General features: G+C 24.5%; 25 protein-coding genes and 2 pseudogenes. 25 read left to right on the top strand and 2 right to left on the bottom strand.

The window, feature by feature from the left end; all coding sequences use genetic code 11:
* The first annotated feature begins 40 nt into the window (after positions 1–40).
* From BINT_RS07680 to BINT_RS07585, 21 genes and pseudogenes are all read left to right on the top strand, one after another.
* Positions 41–913: an SAVED domain-containing protein gene (locus BINT_RS07680; protein ID WP_014488003.1), complete on the top strand. Its 873-nt coding sequence runs from the start codon at positions 41–43 to the stop codon at positions 911–913.
* Between the two features lie 562 nt (positions 914–1475).
* Entirely contained in the window at positions 1476–2384 is a 909-nt protein-coding gene (locus tag BINT_RS07675; protein ID WP_014488002.1) for a hypothetical protein, read from the top strand.
* The gene (locus BINT_RS07670) at positions 2350–3210 is read left to right on the top strand and encodes an AAA family ATPase (protein ID WP_041177338.1); all 861 of its coding nucleotides are present in this window, start codon (positions 2350–2352) and stop codon (positions 3208–3210) included. The genes BINT_RS07675 and BINT_RS07670 overlap by 35 nt, the downstream gene beginning before the upstream one ends.
* A gap of 16 nt (positions 3211–3226) precedes the next feature.
* Positions 3227–3673: a hypothetical protein gene (locus tag BINT_RS07665; RefSeq protein ID WP_148258785.1), complete on the top strand. Its 447-nt coding sequence runs from the start codon at positions 3227–3229 to the stop codon at positions 3671–3673.
* A gap of 50 nt (positions 3674–3723) precedes the next feature.
* The gene (locus BINT_RS15130) at positions 3724–3894 is read left to right on the top strand and encodes a hypothetical protein (protein ID WP_014487999.1); all 171 of its coding nucleotides are present in this window, start codon (positions 3724–3726) and stop codon (positions 3892–3894) included.
* A 302-nt stretch (positions 3895–4196) separates the two neighbouring features.
* The gene (locus tag BINT_RS15125; protein ID WP_014487998.1) at positions 4197–4604 is read left to right on the top strand and encodes a hypothetical protein; all 408 of its coding nucleotides are present in this window, start codon (positions 4197–4199) and stop codon (positions 4602–4604) included.
* A gap of 9 nt (positions 4605–4613) precedes the next feature.
* On the top strand, positions 4614–5345 hold the full coding sequence (locus BINT_RS07655) for an N-6 DNA methylase (protein ID WP_014487997.1): 732 nt from the start codon (positions 4614–4616) through the stop codon (positions 5343–5345).
* Positions 5346–5363: 18 nt separating this feature from the next.
* Positions 5364–5590 (top strand): annotated as a pseudogene (locus BINT_RS07650) (hypothetical protein).
* Complete coding sequence (locus tag BINT_RS07645) at positions 5591–5758, top strand: hypothetical protein (protein WP_041177336.1); 168 nt, start codon at positions 5591–5593, stop codon at positions 5756–5758.
* 8 nt (positions 5759–5766) lie between these two features.
* Positions 5767–6212 (top strand): annotated as a pseudogene (locus tag BINT_RS07640) (single-stranded DNA-binding protein).
* Between the two features lie 39 nt (positions 6213–6251).
* Positions 6252–6479: a hypothetical protein gene (locus BINT_RS07635; protein ID WP_014487994.1), complete on the top strand. Its 228-nt coding sequence runs from the start codon at positions 6252–6254 to the stop codon at positions 6477–6479.
* An 11-nt stretch (positions 6480–6490) separates the two neighbouring features.
* A complete protein-coding gene (locus tag BINT_RS07630) occupies positions 6491–6772 on the top strand; it encodes a hypothetical protein (protein WP_014487993.1) in 282 nt (93 codons plus the stop codon).
* Between the two features lie 278 nt (positions 6773–7050).
* Positions 7051–7980: a tyrosine-type recombinase/integrase gene (locus tag BINT_RS07625; protein WP_014487992.1), complete on the top strand. Its 930-nt coding sequence runs from the start codon at positions 7051–7053 to the stop codon at positions 7978–7980.
* Positions 7981–8170: 190 nt separating this feature from the next.
* Positions 8171–8557: a type II toxin-antitoxin system RelE/ParE family toxin gene (locus tag BINT_RS07620; protein ID WP_041177335.1), complete on the top strand. Its 387-nt coding sequence runs from the start codon at positions 8171–8173 to the stop codon at positions 8555–8557.
* A 28-nt stretch (positions 8558–8585) separates the two neighbouring features.
* The gene (locus BINT_RS07615; RefSeq protein WP_014487990.1) at positions 8586–8930 is read left to right on the top strand and encodes a helix-turn-helix domain-containing protein; all 345 of its coding nucleotides are present in this window, start codon (positions 8586–8588) and stop codon (positions 8928–8930) included.
* Between the two features lie 37 nt (positions 8931–8967).
* Positions 8968–10464, top strand: a complete 1497-nt coding sequence (locus tag BINT_RS07610) for a hypothetical protein (RefSeq protein ID WP_014487989.1) — start codon at positions 8968–8970, stop codon at positions 10462–10464.
* 56 nt (positions 10465–10520) lie between these two features.
* On the top strand, positions 10521–12131 hold the full coding sequence (locus BINT_RS07605) for an N-6 DNA methylase (protein WP_014487988.1): 1611 nt from the start codon (positions 10521–10523) through the stop codon (positions 12129–12131).
* Between the two features lie 252 nt (positions 12132–12383).
* Positions 12384–13358, top strand: coding sequence for a hypothetical protein (locus tag BINT_RS07600; RefSeq protein ID WP_148258784.1), 975 nt, complete (start codon positions 12384–12386; stop codon positions 13356–13358).
* Between the two features lie 4 nt (positions 13359–13362).
* Positions 13363–14028, top strand: coding sequence for a hypothetical protein (locus tag BINT_RS07595; RefSeq protein WP_014487986.1), 666 nt, complete (start codon positions 13363–13365; stop codon positions 14026–14028).
* A gap of 83 nt (positions 14029–14111) precedes the next feature.
* A complete protein-coding gene (locus BINT_RS07590) occupies positions 14112–14438 on the top strand; it encodes a hypothetical protein (protein WP_014487985.1) in 327 nt (108 codons plus the stop codon).
* 5 nt (positions 14439–14443) lie between these two features.
* Positions 14444–15139, top strand: coding sequence for a hypothetical protein (locus BINT_RS07585; RefSeq protein ID WP_014487984.1), 696 nt, complete (start codon positions 14444–14446; stop codon positions 15137–15139).
* Here the strand turns inward: BINT_RS07585 and BINT_RS07580 are convergent, their stop codons facing one another.
* A complete protein-coding gene (locus BINT_RS07580) occupies positions 15140–15475 on the bottom strand; it encodes a hypothetical protein (RefSeq protein WP_014487983.1) in 336 nt (111 codons plus the stop codon).
* On the bottom strand, positions 15468–16058 hold the full coding sequence (locus tag BINT_RS07575) for a glycoside hydrolase family 19 protein (protein WP_014487982.1): 591 nt from the start codon (positions 16056–16058) through the stop codon (positions 15468–15470). The genes BINT_RS07580 and BINT_RS07575 overlap by 8 nt, the downstream gene beginning before the upstream one ends.
* 169 nt (positions 16059–16227) lie before the next feature.
* Between BINT_RS07575 and BINT_RS07570 the strand changes: the two genes are divergently transcribed.
* The 4 genes from BINT_RS07570 (at position 16228) to BINT_RS07555 (ending at position 20926) form a co-directional block, all read left to right on the top strand.
* Positions 16228–16950, top strand: a complete 723-nt coding sequence (locus BINT_RS07570) for a hypothetical protein (protein ID WP_014487981.1) — start codon at positions 16228–16230, stop codon at positions 16948–16950.
* Complete coding sequence (locus BINT_RS07565; RefSeq protein ID WP_041177334.1) at positions 16943–18904, top strand: terminase gpA endonuclease subunit; 1962 nt, start codon at positions 16943–16945, stop codon at positions 18902–18904. Before BINT_RS07570 ends, BINT_RS07565 begins: the two co-directional genes overlap by 8 nt.
* Positions 18905–18986: 82 nt before the next feature.
* Positions 18987–19283 carry a hypothetical protein gene (locus BINT_RS07560; protein ID WP_014487979.1) on the top strand — a complete coding sequence of 99 codons (297 nt, stop codon included), beginning with the start codon at positions 18987–18989 and terminating at the stop codon, positions 19281–19283.
* A gap of 23 nt (positions 19284–19306) precedes the next feature.
* Entirely contained in the window at positions 19307–20926 is a 1620-nt protein-coding gene (locus BINT_RS07555) for a phage portal protein (RefSeq protein WP_014487978.1), read from the top strand.
* The last annotated feature ends 47 nt before the right edge of the window (positions 20927–20973 follow it).

Raw genomic sequence — 20973 nt, 5'->3', positions numbered from 1 at the left:
TATTTTGATTAATTTATAAAACATGTATAGAGAGTAAAGCATGAAAGATAATAATAAAATTTTTGATTATATGACTGAAGATGATAATATTAAAAGAGTTAAAATATTTCATTCTATAAGAGGAAATGCTCAGAATTTTGGAGAAATGCCTCCTATTGATTTGCAAATAGATTTAGATAAAGAATATAAAGAATACAAAAATGAAAAAGAAAATAAAATAGATAATGTTATAAAGAAATTAAAAAATATCATATTATCAAAGTTTAAAGAAAAAAATATAACTAAAGATTATCCTATAGTACTTTATGCAATAGCTCCTAATAGCATACTTGTTTCTATTGCTTATATATTAGAGAAATACGGATATAATTTTGTTTTTCTCCCAAAGCCAAAAGATTCATTATCTTGGGGATTTAAAGATATAGAAATAGATGAGCCTGAATTAAAAAGTTTTGTAGAAAGCAAATCAAATGTTATGAGAATAGATAATATTAATCACCCAATAGGAATAATATTATCAGGACAATCAAATATTAATGATATAGAACAAGTTTATAAAGATGATAAAAATCTTATTCTTAATAAAGGATTCGATTATTCATACAGCAATATCATCACAATAACACATCAAGTAATATTAGAAGAGCATTCACATAAAAGTTTGGTAAATAAAAGATGCTATTATTTATTTACTAAAAAGATAGATGAAATTTTTGATGATATAGTAAAATATAGAAATTTAGAAGAAGTTCATATATTAAGTTCCATACCTGCTAATGGACTTTTATATGTAGGACAAAAAATGGCTGATTATAAATATGATTATTTAACATTTTATATATATAATTACAGCAGCGACAATAACAGATATGAACTCGGGGCAATACTTAATAGCAATTTATTAGAATACTAATTTATTTAATGTTTAGTATTTCTGATAGATATATTTATTAATTTATATTAATCTGAAAAAATTCATTTTTCAGATTAATATAAAAACTTTTTATAACTGCATAATATAGTAGGTATGCAATCATAAAAAGTTTAAAATATAATAATATATACTGAAAATTTTTAATTTTAACGAATTTTCTAAGACTTTTGAAAGCGGTACGAGTTTTAGAATTTTCTCTCGAAATACAAATCAATAAATTAAAAAATCTAGTATGCGTAAAAAGCATACTAGATTTAAAACAACAACAATTCTCAAAAATATCGACAATAATAGCAACTAAAAAGTTATGCTTGACTTTTTTAGATAAAGAACAGAGTTTATTTCATCAATTAGCGTTCCTGCTAAAAAATATCAAAAACAAATGCAGTAAAAATTTATTTAAATCATTTAGGCAGTTCTTTGCTTTAATAATTTTTATCACTGCAGAAGGAGGAATATTTTTTTAAAAATACAATCACAGAGGCGGTTTAATGTTAGTACGAAAATTGACTTATAAAAATATATCAGGCGGAGTAAAGTAATGGCAGAGTTAGAAAAGTTTTCGGCACTTTACGGAAAAATAGATTATCCTGCAGATCTGTTGGCAATACCTTTTGAAATTATGGAATACAGAAACAGATTAGGATTATCATTAAGTGAGTTTGAATTTATATGCTGGATATTTCATTTAACAAACAAAAATATACAATACATAAAAGACAAATATATAACTAATAAAAAAACTAATTTTACAAGACAAAGAAAAAGTTTAAAAGCAAAAGGCTATTTAAAAATAAAAATAGCTACAGAGTATAAAGACAAAAAAGTTATAAGAAAAGCTCTTGTATATGATTTTACTAGTCTGAAAAATAAAATTGAAGAGCTGAAAGAGGAAGATAAAAAACTTCAGAATCTCGAAGCTCCTGTTACTGTAATATATGATGAACCTAGTTTGTTTAATGAAGATGTAGAGGAAAATCCAATATATCCTGTCAAACTTTTAACTGATGATAAAGAAATAAAAGAGCTTCAGCTTCAATGTGATTTTTTAGAAAAGTTTAAAAAATTGTATGAAGAATTATTGCTTGAAAAATTAGACTACTCGACAAGAGCTCCTTATAAAATGCATTTAATAAAAATCTTTAAAAACAGAGTAAATAACAATATTGATGATGTTTTAGAAATTACAAAAAATGCATTTTATAAATTACCAGTAGAAAAAAGATATGCTATGAAACTGCAGGATTTATTGAAAATGGCTTTATGCCAAAAAAATGAAAGTACAAAAAATAATGATAACAAAGAAAATAAAACTCAAAGCGAAGAAACACAGGAAACAAAAAAGATATCAATACCAAGCGGAATTGATAAACTTAATTATTTATTAAAAATTATAGAAGAGGGGGGAAACTTCGATGAGGCGTATTCACAAATTGCAAATTGCGGATAACAGTTATTGTCTGCAAAGCTACAAAAAATATTTGGAAGAATTAAAAGAAACAGCAAGGGACGGAAAAGACCCAAATTGTACTAAATGCGATGAGTACCGATTTGTAAAATCTCCAGATGATTTAAGTTTTTCAGGAAGAAGCTACAAACTGCCTACTATGTGCGACTGTGTCAGCGATGAAAAAAGTAAAATATCAGAAAAGATAGAAAGAATTGAGAGCATTATCAAAACATATAATTTATTATTTGGTACATTAGACAATGAAATGACTTTGGATCTTTTTGCAGAAAGATTTAATCAAACTGAGCTGATTAATTCTATAAAAAAATATTTGAATGTAGGAAGTACAATGTCCTTATATTTCAGAGGTAAAAGTGGAACAGGCAAAACTACAATGCTTAAAATGTTATGGCAGATATACGCTATTAATAATATAAAAGTAATGTATATGAAAGCAAGCCATTTTGAAGATTTACATAAAAACTTATTTAATCAAAATGCTAAGGATAAAGATATGAAAGCTACTATTGATAAAAAAATAGATAATGCCAAAAATGCAGATATTATTATGATAGATGATATTGATAGCGTTGGCTTTCATTACGCTATCGATGGATACTATAAAATATTTGATAATATAAGAAGCGGAGAAAAAACAGTTATTCTCACATCAAATAAAAGTTATGATGATTTATTAAAAGGTTTGAATAAAAAAACTGATGCTGAATATATCAAAGGAAGACTTACAAGCCGTCTTCTAAACTTAAAAGTAGTAGATATAGAAATGCAGAAGTTTAAAATCAAATCTAATAAATTAGCATCATAGGAATAAGGAGTTTATTATGCAGCTATGCAGAAAAATGAGAAATACTGAAATTGCTATATTTTGGGATGGAAATATAACAAAAGATATAGAGTTATTTGAAAGTCTAGGATTAATAAAAATCATAGATAACTACTCAAAAGGCATATATGAAAAGGACCTATATGTAAAGGTAGGAGAATATAAAGCTAAAGATGTTTATATAGAGGAAGAATTAAAAGAAAAATTAGAGATAAAAGATTGCGGTTATGCAAGAAGCTGTTATAAATGGCAGAATGTACAATTATTCAATTGGATTATATTCAGCGATATATATATTTTTAACGGAGCTATAGAAGATACAGAAAAAGCTAAAGCTAAAGTTGTAAGTCATCAATCTTATATAGAAAATTACAGAATGAAAAAAGTTGATTTGACTAAGCCTTTAGATTTATTTCATAAGCTAGAAGAATCAGAATTAAATTAGTTTTTATAATTAAAGTCTTTTTGATCAACAATAAATAAAGGATAAGAACAATGAGAGAATTAAACTTTATAGAAGATAATGGTCTTTTTGGTATAACATTCAAATCTGATGATAAAGCAGAAGCCAACACTGTTATGAATGCTATACAAAGATTTATTTCAAAAATTAGTAATAAAGAAACTAAAGAAAATATTGATTTTTCTATATGCCCTACTGGGTAATACGAAGGTACTATATGGATTTTTATAAATACTATTTCATTAAAAAAATATCTCTCGGATTATAATTTACCAGAAGGATATAGAAATAAAATTATTGAAGAATTAAAAAACGAGGTGAATATCTTGATGATACAAATATAGAAAAATTAAAAGAACAAGTAAAAGAAATATCAAAAGGTGAACAGTATACTATTTTAAGTGATGAGGCTTTAGAACAAATATCTTTATTAGAGAGTGAAATAAAAAAGATAGATAATAATTACAATGAAACTGCTAAACACATTTTACAAGGCAGAAAGTTTATGCGACAGCACGCCTGCGGCGACCGTAGCCGTGAACTTGAAAATAAAATAACAAAAGGAAGAAAGTTATCTGAACTTACTCTTGAAGAACTGAAAGAATTAAAAGAAATAACAATGCTTGATAATTATGACGACTGTCCGCCTGCGGCGAGAGAAGATATACAAAAAGAAATTGATAAAAGAAAAAATAAAACTATTGGTACTACATTTGAAGAACAAATAAAATCTAACAATGAAATAATTGATTTCTCAGAAGATGAAAATAATTCAAATTATAGAATAGATGAGGAAAATGAAGAAGATCCATTAAGTTCAGGTGTAGATGAAGATAATATAAACAGATGGGACTTTGATTCAGACGGAGATAAAGTGGATAGTGAAGGCAATAAAATGCTTTTTGCTGATTAGGAGTAAATCATGAAAAAATTAAAATCATCTAAATATAAAAACTTATATGACATATTACAAAGTGTTTCTTATAAACATACTATAGCTAAAGTATTCTATGATTTTATAGCTATGACAGCTTTAAATATTTCTATAGGAATAAGTCTTAATCCTGAAGAAATAAAAAACAGAATAGAACAGCTTAAAAAAATATCTGATCATTATGATAAAAATGAAATGGAGCTTTTTAATACCTTCAAATTAGAAATAGCAAATGAATATCAGAACAATAGATATCAAGATGTTTTAGGTACATTATTTCAGGAGCTAAATCTTACAAATGAATATAAAGGCCAGTTTTTTACACCTTATGAATTATCATATTGTATGAATAAAATCACTTTTGATAAATCTTTATTAAAAGAAAGAGATTTCATTCATTGTTATGAACCAGCAGTAGGAAGCGGAGGTTTTGTTATAGCCTCATGTCAGATAGCTGAAGAATTAGGATATAATTATGCTGAAAAATTAATATGGACCGTAAATGATGTTGATTTGATGTGTGTATATATGTCATTCATACAATTAAACTTAATAGGAGCTGCTGCTTTGATACAGCATTGTAATACATTGAGTATGAAAGTTTTTGATAGGTTCTATACACTTGGATATATTTTAAATAGATGCAGTCAAAGACTTCAAATAGAAGAACATTGTAATAAAATGTTAAAGATAATAAAAGATGTACAAAAAATAAGCTAGATAAAAAGATTAAATCAAATGATTAAAGCTATTATTAATTATAATGATATAAACGATGAGTTTAGAAGAATGAATGACATTCTTGGAGTATTGCAATATAAATATAAAAATATTGATGTCAGTTATAACAAAGTAAAAAATAAAATGAATTATTTGTAAGCATAAATGGTGAAAGATTAGAATGTAATCATAAATTAGATTTTTATATGAATACAGTAGAAAATATATTAAGCAAGGATATATAAATGATTGTTTATCAAATAGGTTCTATAAGTTTTGGAATATTTAGTGTTATATGTATTTTTATTAGTATTACATCTAAAAATGATATTGCTAAGGCGTTCTATTTGATTTGTTTCTTTTTATCAAATATAACAGCTTTACTTTGTGATATAGTAATCAAATTAAATTAGGAGTTATTATGACAGACCATAATAGTGTAACATTAATAGGAAGATTCGCCGCAGGCGGGCTTCGCCACTGCTGATCCTCAGAGAAAATATACACAAAATGGAATGGAAATTTCTGAGTTTTCGGCGGCTGCCCACCTTCGGTGTAGCAAATAATTATTATGTAAGTACAAAAAATACTACAGAAGTAAATTATTTCGATATAGTGGCATCGCCAAAGGCGGACAGCGTCTGATAAACTTGCAGAAACAGCAAATAAATATCTTACAAAAGGAAAGCAGGTTTTTACGCCAAAGGCGGGCAGTCGCCTAAGCGGAACATTAAGGCAGGAAAGGTGCAGGATAAAAACACCAATAGTACTAGATCTAAGGTGAGAATTATTATGCAGTCAATGCAAATGCTTGCAGATAAAAAAGAATCTAATAATACAGCAGAAAATAATAATCAGGAAAGATGACGCCGGTAGGCGCCTACTCGGCGAAGAGGTACCATTTTAATGAATATCACTAAATTAATTGATAGCTTACAATCATATAAAAACAAAGGGTGTAATAGAGTTTTAATATCAAATGATCATTTTACTTTAAATCAATACATAAAAAAAATTGAATTAGATAAAAATAATTCAAAGCAAATTAATTTTATAATAGACGAAGTTTTTATATGCGATGCTATAAATATAGCAAAAATACATAAAGATAACAATGAAACAATAACAATATAGGAATAATATTTATGATAGAAGATATTATTAATTCATATAATATTGATAGAGATTTAACAGATATAGATGTTTTATTAGAATTATTAATAAAATTAGAAAATCTAGGTGTTGAAGAAGTCTTTGTTAATAATGAATATTTTAATGAACCGAAACAAATTATCAGCATTCATAAAAAGAGGGCTGTATCCAGTGCTGTTTATTTATCAATTTTAGATATGAGTTTTAATGAATCTGTTAATTTGATAAAAGGAGAAAAAGAAAAGAATAATATCGATTATGTATATAGGATATGAAAATGAAAAAATATAAAGTAGATTAGTTTTCTAAAATACAGAATATTGTTAAAGAACTTGAAGTATGAGTATAGAAGCCCCAAAGGAATTAAAAAAGAAATTGATGAATTTACTGATAAATTAAATTTTTACAGTACTGATTGAAAATAATATAGTATAAAAGTCTAAAAATAAATAATAGCTATGTATATTTAAAAAGTTATAAAAGTTTATATTCTTTTCATATAAATAAAGAGTAAAAATAGTAATAAGTCTTTAATTTATGAAAAGGTATAAATATGGCTTCTAAAAAAAATAAAGAATTAATATTCCAAGGCAATAATAATATAATAACTGAACAGCAGGCTGCGATTTTAGTAAAGCAAGCTAACTACTTGAATATACTTGACTATATGAAAGAAGAACAGCTTATTAAACAGATAGATTATGAAACAGAAAAAGAAAACTTTTTTAAGCAATGTTCAAAAACAAAAAGCAATCACACAAAAAGACAGTATAAAAATGGACTTAATAAACTAGAAGAGTATTGCCGTATGAATAATAAGAATATTTTATTTATTAAAGCTAGAGAAGCTGATGATTTTATAACAGAAGTCAATTCTAGTGAGCTTTCTAATTTAAGTATACGTGCATTAGTTTCTTCCTGTTCTTCTTTCTTTTCATTTTTAGAGAGAAGATATCCGTTTATAAAGAATCCTTTCCGAGGCACAAAAACTCGTCCGCCTGTAAAAAATAAAAAACGTTTGGAAGTACCTACTAAAAAAGAAATTGAATTAATAATTAAAGATATATCAGATCCGCTTATAAAAGTGGCCATCATTTTTATAATGGAATGCGGTGTGCGTGTTGGTGCCTTACCTAAACTAGAAATAAGAAATAACAAATATTATTCATATTCAAAAGGAAAAGAAATAAGCTGGAAAGTTACTGACAAAGTTATTAAATTATTAAAACAGAATAATCTTTCTTTTAATAATCCTTTCAAAAACAAAAGCTCTGAAGTAATAAGGAACATCTTTTATAGAAGTTCAAAGCGTTTATATAATCAAGGTAAAATAAAAGCCGCCTACTCTATACATGATGTAAGGCATTATTTTGCTGTTACTTTATACAAACAAACTAAAGATATAGAGCTTATTAGACAGGCATTAAATCATAGCAGTATAGCTATAACAGGAATATACTTAAAAAGTTTGGAGGTAGAATAATATTCTATAGTTGCGATAATTACCGTTATCGCAATGATTATTATAAATATTAATTAAATATAATTAATTTAAAAATATAAAAAATATTTGACATTACATCTTTTATGATGTAAAATATAATGTATAGATTTATAGGAAAGGAGTTGTATATGGAAATTAATAATATTATTTTTATTTGTAAGGATTAAATATGACAATTATAATGAAAACAGATAAATTTGAAAAATCTATGTCTAAAATTGAAGATATTGAATTTAAAACAGCTATAGAGGCACTTTTAGATCAATTAGAGTTATATGGTAAAGAGCTTAAAGAACCAAAATGTAAGCATTTAGAAAATAATATTTGGGAACTTAAGTTGTATAATAAAAATCATAAGTCTAGAATATTATTTTTTTATGCATTTGATGAAAATAATGTGAATGATGAATACGCTATTATGGTTATCCTTATAAAAAAACAGAAAAATAATTATTCAAAAGAAATAAAATATGTAAAAAAAATTATGAAAATTTTTTATTTAACTTATAAGACTAAAGAAGAATTAGCCAAGGAATGGGTAAAAAAATTAGCATAAAAATATATTGTAAAAATGGAAACTTATTATGAAATTAACAAAAAGAAATAAAAATGAGTATTTAAAAGATATTGATACAAAAAGGTACTATGATATAAATTGTACTTTACAAAATTTATCTTCTGAAATTAATAAAATCAGATTAGAGAAGAACATTACACAAAAAGAATTAGCAAATAGAGCAGGAATTACTCAACAACAATTGTCTAAGGTAGAATTGGGAGCTAACTGTAATATGAGTACATTCATAAGTGTTGCACTTGCTTTAGGTGCTACAATAGGTCTAGTTGGAATTAATGTTATAAATAATAAACAAGATAATAAGGTATCTTTTAATGATAAAAATTTTGTATATAAAAACACAAATATTTAACTAAAATAATATATTAATTAATATGTCGAGGTTAAAGATGTTCAGCATTTGTTGTATAATATCAAATTTAGATGGAACTAAGGAAGAAAATTTTTGTTTATATCTTAATAAAGAAGAAATTATAGAGTTCTTTTCAATATTTAATGAATATTTTCAAATTGATATGGATACAAATGAACTTGATTATCCTAAATACATAAAAATTGGTATGGATAATGAATATATAGATAAGATTAAAGCTTTTTTTGAAAAATATTCTATTTATTTTGTATTTCGTTTTATAATTGAAAAAATGAAAAAAATGAAAGAAGAAAGGATTGTTGTTATGGGTTTTGATATTGAGAGAACAAATTATATTACAAAATCTCAGTTAATTGATATGGATAATAGTTATAAAAATTTTGAAAACATTATTAAAAAAAATGTTACAGATATTTTAAAGTCTAAAAAAAGATTTAGAAAATGTTACCATGAAATAGATAAAGCCAAATGTTCTAATGATATGACTAGTGCTCACTCAATATCTAAAAGTTCTTCATTAAGAAAAATATCTGAAAATAATTTTTTATATAATTTTGAAACTAATTTTTATAAATTTTTTGATGATAATAATAAGGATCCAAGTTGTATATTGCAACCAAAAAAAATAGGAGTAAATGAAGCTTCTACGTTTTATGGATTTTGTAGATATCATGATAATATTCTATTTAAAGATATCGATGAAGAAGATGTAGAAATAAATGAAAAAAATGCTTTCTTATTGGGGTATAGAGGTTTTATTAAGGAATACTATAATAAAGAATGGAGTATAGAATTTCAAAAAAATCTTATTAGTGATATATCTAATGTAATAACTACTCCTTTTATTGGAGAATGTAAGTCTGCTACTATCCCAAACTATTTAAAAGAATTCATTACTAAAGAATATGGAAATATAGACTCCTATATAAAAAATGTATTTTATAAGAATTTATTAAATGATAATACTTTTTTAAAAGAACTCGAAAAAGGTGCAGAAGATTGTAAAAAAATGCGAGATAGATATTTTCAAGTATTTATAAATAAAAACTACGATTCAATAAAATATTTAGTTTTTACATTCTCTAATATACCAGATATATTGTTTTCTGGAGCAGCTCCCATATTATATGATTTTGATGGTAATTGTTTACAAAATGATATTAATAATTTAGAAAATATCGCAATTAATTCTATATATTATAAAAATGGTGGTGCTGTAATTTTTCAGTGGTTTGCAGATGATAAAATAAATCCTAAATTTATAGATTCCATTATAAAAACATATAAAAAAGAAAAAAATAACATATGTAATATAATAATCCAATTAGTATTTAGTTATATAGAAAATATATTTATGAGAATTTCTTGGTGGGATAAATTAGAAAAAAAATTAAAAGAAGAACTATCTAATCGTAATTTAGATACTATTTATAATAAACCATATAAATCATTAATTCCAAATGGTAATCAATATTGTAATTGGGGAAATGTTAATATAATAAAAGGATTTTAGATTAATTTTTATTAATATAAATAATTAAAATATAGTATTATTAAAAGTAATAGATTATGGATATATTAGAATTAATAGGTTTTGACAAAAATGATCAAAATTTAAAAAGTTATATTATAAATCTTAATGAAGATTTATCACAGGAAACTGACGATGTAAAAGTATATGCTTATGAAGCAAGAAAATTAAGTAATAAAATTAATTATATATTATTACAAAATAATGTTAATTCGCTAAAACCAATAGCATATATTATAGACAATACTTATGACAAATTAATTGATACTTATTTTGAAGATATAAAATATTATTTATGGTTAAATGCATCTGTACCAATACTATATATAATTAATGATACTAAAATAGATATAATATTTACAAATAAAAAACCCACATATAAAGGAGATCATTTTGAATTTATAAATGATATCATAGACTTAAAAACTTCAATAAATAATAATAAACAATTTGAAAAATATTCAATTTATAGATTAATTGATGGTACATTTTGGGAAGATAGTTCAAATGAAGATAAAATAATAGAAGAAGAATTATCTCATAAGATATTAATAGATAAAATAAAAGATGCTGATAAATATATAATGAATAAATTTAAATATAATAAACAGAAACATATTATCGGCAGAAAATTATTAATAGTAACACTATTAATAAAATATTTAGAAGATAGAGAAGTATTAAAAAAAGAATTTTTTTATACAATAGGAGAAAAATATTCATCTTATATTGATATACTAAGAGATCAAAATATAGAATCTTTAAAAAAACTTTTATTGATTTTAGAAAATAAATTTAATGGAGATATTTTTGTATTAGACAATATAAAAGAATTAGATTTAGAAATTATCAATACTTTATATAAAGTAATAGAAGCTAAAAATTATAAAAATCAATGGTATCTTTGGAAACTATATAATTTTAAACATATTCCTGTAGAGGTATTAAGTTCAATATATCAATACTTTGCAAATGATAAATTAGGAGCTATATTTACTCCTATCCATCTTGTAAATCTTATATTAGATGAGGTTATGCCTTTAAATGAGATAAGAGGTAATGAGAAAATATTTGATCCTACTTGTGGTTCTGGTATATTTTTAGTATCGGCATTTAAAAGACTTGTACTAAAAAATATTATCAATAAAAATATATCTTCTCCATATGATAGTAATATGTTATCACCAGAACAATTGAAAAATATCTTAGTTAATTCTATATTTGGTATAGAAATACAAAAAGAGGCTGCACAATTAACATGTTTTAGTTTAGCTCTTGGAATATGCGATGCATTGACGCCTAATGTTATATGGGAAAAACTTAAATTTGATAAATTAATAAACTCAAATATATTTAATAATAATTTTTTTGATAGTAATGATGAAATAAAGAATAAGGTCAAAAATGGATTTGATATCATAATAGGAAATCCACCATTTGAAGTAGATACAGATAATAGGCAAAAAATAAAAAAGGGAGTAATATGTTACGATATACAAATAAAATGTATAAATGAATATTTATCTGATAATGGAAAATCTTTACTAATTCAGCCATATGGTATTTTATATAATAAAAAATTATCTAAGAGAAAAAGAGAAATTTTAATAATTTTTATGTATCTAAAATATATGATTTTACTTCTATAAATTTCCTATTTAATAATTATAATAAAAAAGTAAACACAAAGTGTGTTGCTCTATTAGTAGAAAAAAAATAAAAAAGTAGAAGATAATCATAAAATCAAACATTTAATATTTAGAAACACAATCATTTCAAAAAATAAAATATTTTTTGAAATGAATCATTATGATAATAATATAATTTATAATAATGATATACTACAATATAATTTTTCTTGTTTATCAAATATATTGGGTGGTGGTAGAATAATTTATTTAATGAAAAAATTATATAGTTTTCCTAAACTAAAAGATTTTTTAAAATCTAAAAATTTAGAATCTTATGAAGGATATATAATTGGTGGTGAAAATTCAGAATCTCAAAAAAAGAAGGCTGAATGGTTAGCAAATTATAAATATATATCAGAGAAACAATTAAAAAATGTAGAATTTGAAATAAATTCAAATATATTTGAAAATTTAAATTTTGTAAAAGAAAAGAAATTTGTAAGAGCTAGAAATGAAAAAATATATAAATCTCCTTTATTCTTGATATATGAAGGTGTAAATTTAGATTGTGCAATTTCTAAAAAATATGATATAGCATACAAAGATAGAATAGTTGGCATTATATCAAATAATAAAAATGATATAAATCTAATAGAATTAGCAAACAATTTTTATAGAAATAAAAAAATAATGTCTAGTTCTATAAAAATATTAAGCAATTATAGTATATCTCAAAGATATGTATTATCAAAAAATGATGTCATTTCTGTCCCTTTTGAGAAGGATATTGAAAAATCTTTATTAGAATGGGAAAAAGATATTATAAATGATATTGACTATATTATAGATTTTATAAAAAAAGGTAATGAGTCATATATTATGAAAAAAGTAACTAGTAAAGAAGATATTAATAAATATAATGATACATTTGTTCGTTTAATGCTTACTTCTTTTAATAATTTTAATTTCTTATATATGTTTGAAAAGAATGGTATAATTTTTAGTGTTTATTCATTTACAAAAAATACTAGTTTTAATATTATTAACGATGAAAAGTTAATGAATAACTTAGTAAAAGAAATATATTATAAATATGGAACTTCTCTATATATTAATAGAATTATACGTATTTTTTCAAATGATATATTAATAATTGTAAAACCTAATAAATTAAGATATTGGATTAAATCTATAGCTATAAGAGATGTAGATGATGTAATTAATGATATAATTACTCAAGGATAAATAAATGTTAGAAAATAATATTTTATCACACAATAACTGTACTAATCAAAAAATCGAATTAATTGATAATGCCATTGATTTTATATATAATAGATTAGACGAATGGAAACTATATCTTTATAAAGAAGAGCAAATGCAACCTTGTTCTGAAAATGAAAATAATTTAACTTCAAAATTAGTAAAATTTTTAACCACCTATAATAAAGTAGAACATAATTATTATTTTAATTCTGAAGAACCACAAAAAGGTCAATGTAAAATAGATATAGCATGCTATGGTATTGATAGAAAAACAATTCTTGTTATTGAAGCCAAAAGGTTACCAACTCCATCAAAAAAACGGGAAATGGAATATGTTACAGGTTTTGAAAATAAAAATGGTGGAATACAAAGATTTAAATTAGGAATTCATGGAGAAAATTATAATATATCTGCCATAATAGGATATGTGCAAAATAAAGATTATAAATATTTCTATGAACAAATAAATAAATGGATATTAGAATTAGTAAAATCAGGTAAAGATTCTACAGTAAAATGGTCTAATGATGATTGCATAAAAATAACAGTAGCAGAAGATAATGATAAAGCACATTATAAATCAAATAATACTAGAATTAGTTTAGAAAATATAGAATTACATCATTTATTTATTAATTTATGCATATAATTTTTTAATTATCTGTTGCGATAACACAAATTATCGCAACAGTTTATTGACTGTAATCTAATAGAAACATATAATTTATTTGTATGAAATATTTATATATATTATTTATTATTTTATCAATTAATACTTTATATTTAGAGGCTCAATTATATAGAAGATCTGGAATCTATATTGATAAAGAAAACAGAAAACTTATTATTTATAATGATGGTTCTGGAATATTTAAGGAAAATGGTATTAAATCTAAAACATTCAAAATAGGAAATAAAATGAGCCTACAAAATGAATATAGATTTATATTTAACTTCAAAAACAAACCATATTCTAATACGCATTTAATATTTATTGATGATGATAGTATTGTACTTATAATCAATAACTATATAAAATACTATTTTGAAAAAGAATAATATTTATGTATGAAATTAAAGTAGATACAAGTAAATTAAAATTCGGATTTGCAAATATTAAAAAAGCCGCTGAAATATCAATAAAAAACACTTTGAATACTGTTGTTTTTTTAAGCAGGAAAAATGCTTTACAAAATATAAACAATGATTTTAATTTGAGAAATAATTTCACAAAGAGAAATATACAAGTAGAAAAAGCAGAAAATACAAGTATATCTAATATGTTTTCATCTGTAGGTGCCAGAGATAAAATATCATATATGGCTTTGCATGAAGAAGGCGGAATAAAGAAAAGTAAAACAGGAAATAATATTTTAATGGCTCAAACAGCAGCTAGAAATGGAAGTAATTCTAACTTAGTTTCAAAAGAACTTTATTATAATAAAATAAAAAGAAATATAATTAAATACAATAAAGGAAAAGGAAGTAAAAAATCACGTCTTATAGCAGCAGCTTATGAAGCATATAAGAAAAATAAATTTTTAAGATATAAAGATAATATTTATAAAATAACAGGTTTCACTAAAGCAGGAGATAAAACTTATTTCACAAAAGAACATATATATAATTTATCTCAAAAAGAAGCTAGAATAGAAAAAAGAGAATGGTTAAAACCTGCTATAGAGAAACCTATTAAAGATTTTCAAAATATATTCAATTCTAATATAAATAAATTATTAAAATCTAAACATATAATATAATTATGCTTCCTTATCAGTCATTTTTATGTAACTGGAAACATCTATAACTTTTGCTGTTCCATTTAACACTTCTATTTTTTCCTGCTTTTTTCTATCTTCTATAAGAGCATCTATATTTTTTTGAATACCTGTAACCTCAGAAGAATAAGCATATTTATTTGTGTTTACTAAAGTTATATTTTTATGATTATACTCTATCTTTCCATCAGTATTATTTTTAAGATATCTAATGGCTGCTTTTTTCTTTTCATCTAATACAGCTTTTGCTTTTTCATTATCCTTATGAGCTTTAATATAATCATCTAATTCTTTAATAGAAGTTTTTTTGTTAGGCATTAATATCTCCTTTTTGGTTTGGACTTTTTATTATATTTATCATTTCTATAATTTTATCTATAGAATAAATATTTCCTTGAACAGTTCTTGTAAGTTCTTCCAAATTATTAATTTTTTCATTACATTTATTATGAAACCAATACTCTAAAGCAATTCTAGCAGCTATATAATCTCTTTTAGCATTATAAGGACTTTGTATTAAATCAATGCCTAATTTCTTACCATATAAAGCATAATTTTCTTTTCCTTTTAATCTAATTAAACCTCTTTCTCTGTAATTATATTTGTTATTATCATTTGCAGTTCCATACTTTTTGATGTACGCTGCTATAGATTTATCTCCTTTTTTAGATAATTTTTCAGCCTGCTTAATATTCATACATTCAAAAGAGTTTATAAGTTTATTTGTGCTACTGAAAGATTCCTCTGTGAAATAAAAATTTTCTGATTTTAATGCTATTTGTGTAATGAATGAAATTAACTGATGGTAATTATGAAACTGGTATTCAGAAAAAACTATTTCAAGAGGTTTAGCAAAAGCGGTATTGCATTGTAATTTGTTAAGTATATTGCTTATATTCATATATGTAGTGTAATAGCTATAAAAACATTTTCAAGATAGGTATACATTTTTAAGGTACTGTGAGCCATACCAGCGTACGCAATTATGCTCCAGCTGTGCGGCTTTTGAATAGTAAATGCATTTTTTTATACTTGAAAAGTTTTCAATTAATATATCATACAGGAAGTTTATGAAAGTAAGTTCAAAAGAGTTTGGACGATTAGCAAATGTAAGCATAGAAGCTCTAAGACAGGCAGTAAAAAATAAAAAATTAATTAGAGATAATCAGTACAGATATGACCTAACAAATGAAGTTAATATATCTTATCTTCTTAATAAAGGATTAACATTAGAGGATATAAATAATTTTGCCAAATCAATATCTGGACATAACTTAGAAAATATTGAAAAAATTACAGATAAAAGCAGTCAAAGTCTGAAAAATAAAGGAAATAATGAAGAAAAAGAAACTGAAATCTTAGATGAAAAGAAATTTACAGATATAACAGGACTTCCTGCATATTTAATGAACCTTACTATAAAAGAACTTGTTATAGAATATGATGAACCAGTAAAATTAAAGTTCTGGGCTGATGTACTATACAAATTATTACAGGCACAGGAAAGAGAACAAAAAATAAAAGAAAGAGACTTAGAACTTATAGAAAAAGACTTTGTTATGAAATATATATTTAAGTATATAGAACTTCTTAATTTAAGATTATTAGATTATCCGGATAGTGCAGTAGATAATTTAACAGCATTAATAAAAACTAATGAAAATAATGTAAGAATTAAAATTATAGAAGAAATGACAAAAGACTTTTCTATGATTCTAACAGAAACTAAAGAATCAATAAAAAGAGAAATAAATAAACTGCTCAATAAACATTTGGAAAATAATAATGAATAAAGAACATGAATTATCCTTTATAATAAAAATGTTCGACCGATTGACATACAAAAAAGAATATGAACTTCCTAGTCATTATATAGAAAGAGTTAGAGCATTAGATAAAGAAATATCTCCTATACCGGGATTTTATAAGTTTTCAAGAACTCCTTTCTGGAGAGAAATACTTGATAATATGTCGCCAAAATCTCCATATCAAAAAATAGTTGTAATGAAAGGCGTACAAATAGGAGCAACAACTGGCATTTTAGAAAATATTATAGCTTATAATATAGGCTGCGATCCTAAGCCTCAATTATATATTTCAGCTGATAAAGAACTTGTAAAAATGAATATGGAAATAAAAGTAGAAAGAATGATAGACAGCTGTAAATTAAGAGATAGGATTTTTTCACAAACTGGAGTAAATACAAAAAAGACTGGCGATACAAGTTTGCAAAAAGATTATATTGGAGGATTTTTAATAGCAATAGGAGCACAAAATCCGGGCAAATTAAGAAGTATGAGTTTTCCAGTAATTTTATTTGATGAATTGGACGGTATGCCTGATAAAATAGGAAAAGAAGGCGATCCAGTAAGTTTAGCAGATAATAGAACTAATGCTTATGCTTCAAAAAGAAAAATATTATATATATCTACACCATTAGTAGAACAAACAAGTAAAATATATAAATTATATAAAGAAGGTGATCAAAGAAAGTTTTTTGTTCCTTGCATAAAATGCAAGAAGAAACAGGAATTAATATTTCACGGCATAACAGAAACAGGACATACATACGGAATAGTATTCAGTCATAACAACGGAGAAATAGATTATAGTTCTGTAGGATATAAATGCAAATATTGCGGACATATAATGAAAAATCATGATAAATCTATAATACTTCAGGAAGGAGAATGGATTTCAACTTCAAAATCTAAAGATCCTAAATTAATAAGCTATCACATTTCTGCTTTATATTCAGCTGTAGGAATGTTTTCTTGGGAGGATATAGTTCAAAAATGGAGTAAATGCTGGGATATAAAAAATAATAGATTAAAAGATAAAGAGGAATATAGAGAATTTAGAAACCTTATGCAAGGACTTCCATTTGAAGAAAGAGGCGAAGCTATAAGAGCAGATAAAGTAAAACAAAACAGAAGTTATCATTATTTAAAAAATCAAATAAATAATAAAAATTTTATAGAAGAAACAGGAAGCGGTATTTTATTATTAACTTCAGCTGTAGATGTACAAAAAAACGGATTATGGGTAGATATACGAGGCTGGTGTGAAAGAGGAATAAGCTATTTGATAGATGCATTTTTTATAGAAGGAGAAACAGAAAATTATAATTCTATAGTTTGGAAACAGCTTGATGATATAGTAATGAATAAGAATTGGATTTCAGATGATGAAAAAATATACAGAATAAATAGTACATTTATAGACAGCGGAAAATATACGGATTATGTATATGAGTTTTGCAAACATTATAGTTACGGAGTCTATGCCATAAAAGGAAATGATTATATACAAGGCGGATTAACTTATAAGGCTTTCAATAGAGATACTATATTAAAAGCAGGTCTTTCTCTAGCACTTCATATAAACACTACAAAGCAAAAAGACTTTATAGCAAGAACTCTTAATTTACCAAGAGAAACTAATAAACTATTACCCGATTGGTATATTAATTTTCCTAATGATTTTGCAGATGATTATTTTGATCATTATTCAGCAGAAAATAGAATTGATGAATATGATAAAATAACAAATAAATATATACGCACACGCTGGAAATTAACAGCAGGACGGGAAAACCATTTATTCGATACACATTGCTATAATTTAGCTAATTTAGAATTTTTTGCATTTAATATTTGTAAATATGAATTAAATATAGAGTATCTTAATTGGAAAGATTTCTGGGAATATTCTAAGCAAGGTTATTTTTACGATGAAATTAAGTAGAAAAGTTACCTATATTGCATTTTTATTCCAAGCATTTAATATAATTTTATAATAATGCCCTACTCTAGGAACTTTAATAATAATGAGTAATAAACTTGATGATGATAATAATATAAGTTCTTTATCCAGTAAAGAATATTATAAAAATGAATATAACAATTTAAGAATACTGCTTTTTGAATATGATAAAGCTATATTATCTGTACAAAATCATAAAAGCTATACTCTTAATACAGGACAAACTACACAAACAGTTACAAGACATAATTTATCAGAATTAATAGAAGCTAAAAAAGATATACTTAATCAAATGAGAGAATTAGAAATGCATTTAGGTATAGGTAAGCCTTCTGTAATACATGTAAATCCTTCTTGGTAATTATTTTATTAAGGTAAAAATTAATGAAATTCAAAATATTTGGATTAGATATTAATATAAATAAATATAATGATAAGCCTTTATTAATAAATAATAATTCAGATAGATTGAATAATCCTTATAATTATTATTTAACTGATATAGTACAAACAATATTTAACGGCGATACATTTCCGGGCTCATTTGGAATTACTAAAGATTATACTTTTGTAGATTATTATACTTTAAGAAAAAGAAGCGTACAATTATTTAAAGAAAATCCCTATGCCAGAGGTATTTTAAGAAGAATATTAAGAAATGAAATAAATAAAGGGTTAACTTTAGAGGCTAATCCTTTAACTATGTATACAAAAATGACGGAAGAAGAAACCGTTTTATGGAGTCAGAAAGCTGAATTAGATTTTAATATATGGGCAGAAAATCCTAAATTATGCGATTATTATAATCAAAAAACTTTCGGACAATTACAGTTAGATGTAAGACAAACTGCATTAATAAGCGGAGATTGTTTGGTAATTTTGAGAATATCTCCTAAAACTAAAATGCCTTATATTCAATTAATAGATGGAAGTCATGTAAGAACACCTTTAGGATATACACCTAGAAAAGGAAATAAAATACTTCATGGCATAGAGTTTGATAACTTAGGAAGACAAGTAGCATATTATATTACAAATAATTATAATGACAATCTTTTAGAATATAAAAGAATACCAGCTTATGGAGAGAAATCTGGAAGAAGATTAGCATGGCTTGTATATGGTACAGATAAATTATTAGATGACTGCCGGGGCGAACCAATACTTTCTAATATTTTATATATGATGAAAGATTTAGACAGATATAAAGATTCAGAAATGCGTGCTGCTGTTATTAATGCTATGCTTCCATTATTCATAAAAAAAGGAGAAAAAGGATTAGGTTCAGCACCTTATCAGCATGGAGCTATAAAGAAAACAGATATTATAATAAATGATAAAGAAGAAAGCAGAAAGTTTAATATAACAGATAATTTGCCGGGTATGGTATTAGATGAATTAAAATACGGAGAAGAGCCCGTTAGTTTTAATACAGTTAGACCAAATGTTAACTTTGGAATATTTCAGGAAACTATATTAAATACTATTTCTTGGAGTTTGGAAATACCGCCGGAAATAGTAAGATTATATTTTCAGAATAATTTTTCAGCTTCAAGACAGGCCAATAATGAATTTAATGTTTATCTTCAGGCAAGAAATTATCAATTTTCAAAAGAGTTTTTACAGCCAATATATAATGAAAAAGTAATATCAAGCATATTAAATGGAAAATTGGAAGCTAAAAATTTATCAAAAGCAATAATGGAAAATGATATAGAAACTATTTATTCTTGGACCAATGCAAGCTGGAGCAGTATATCAAGACCAAGCGTAGATATACAAAAAGATGTATCAGCAGCAGCAACTGCTATAGAATACGGTATAGGTTCAAGAGATTTTTGGAATAAAAGAATAGTAGGAAAATCTTTCCAAGAAGTTATGAGAATATTAAAAAAAGAAAAAGATGTGATGGATAAAATGGGACTTAGTTTTAAAGATATAGAAGATTCTTCAGGCAAACCTATAAATAATATAGATAATGAAGAATATAAAGAACTAGAATAAAAAAGGAGCAAACTGACAAATATATCTTTTTAATATGTTTAGTCAGT

The organism is Brachyspira intermedia PWS/A, assembly GCF_000223215.1.
Classification (GTDB): domain Bacteria; phylum Spirochaetota; class Brachyspiria; order Brachyspirales; family Brachyspiraceae; genus Brachyspira; species Brachyspira intermedia.
This window is presented reverse-complemented; position numbering and strand designations above follow the sequence as displayed.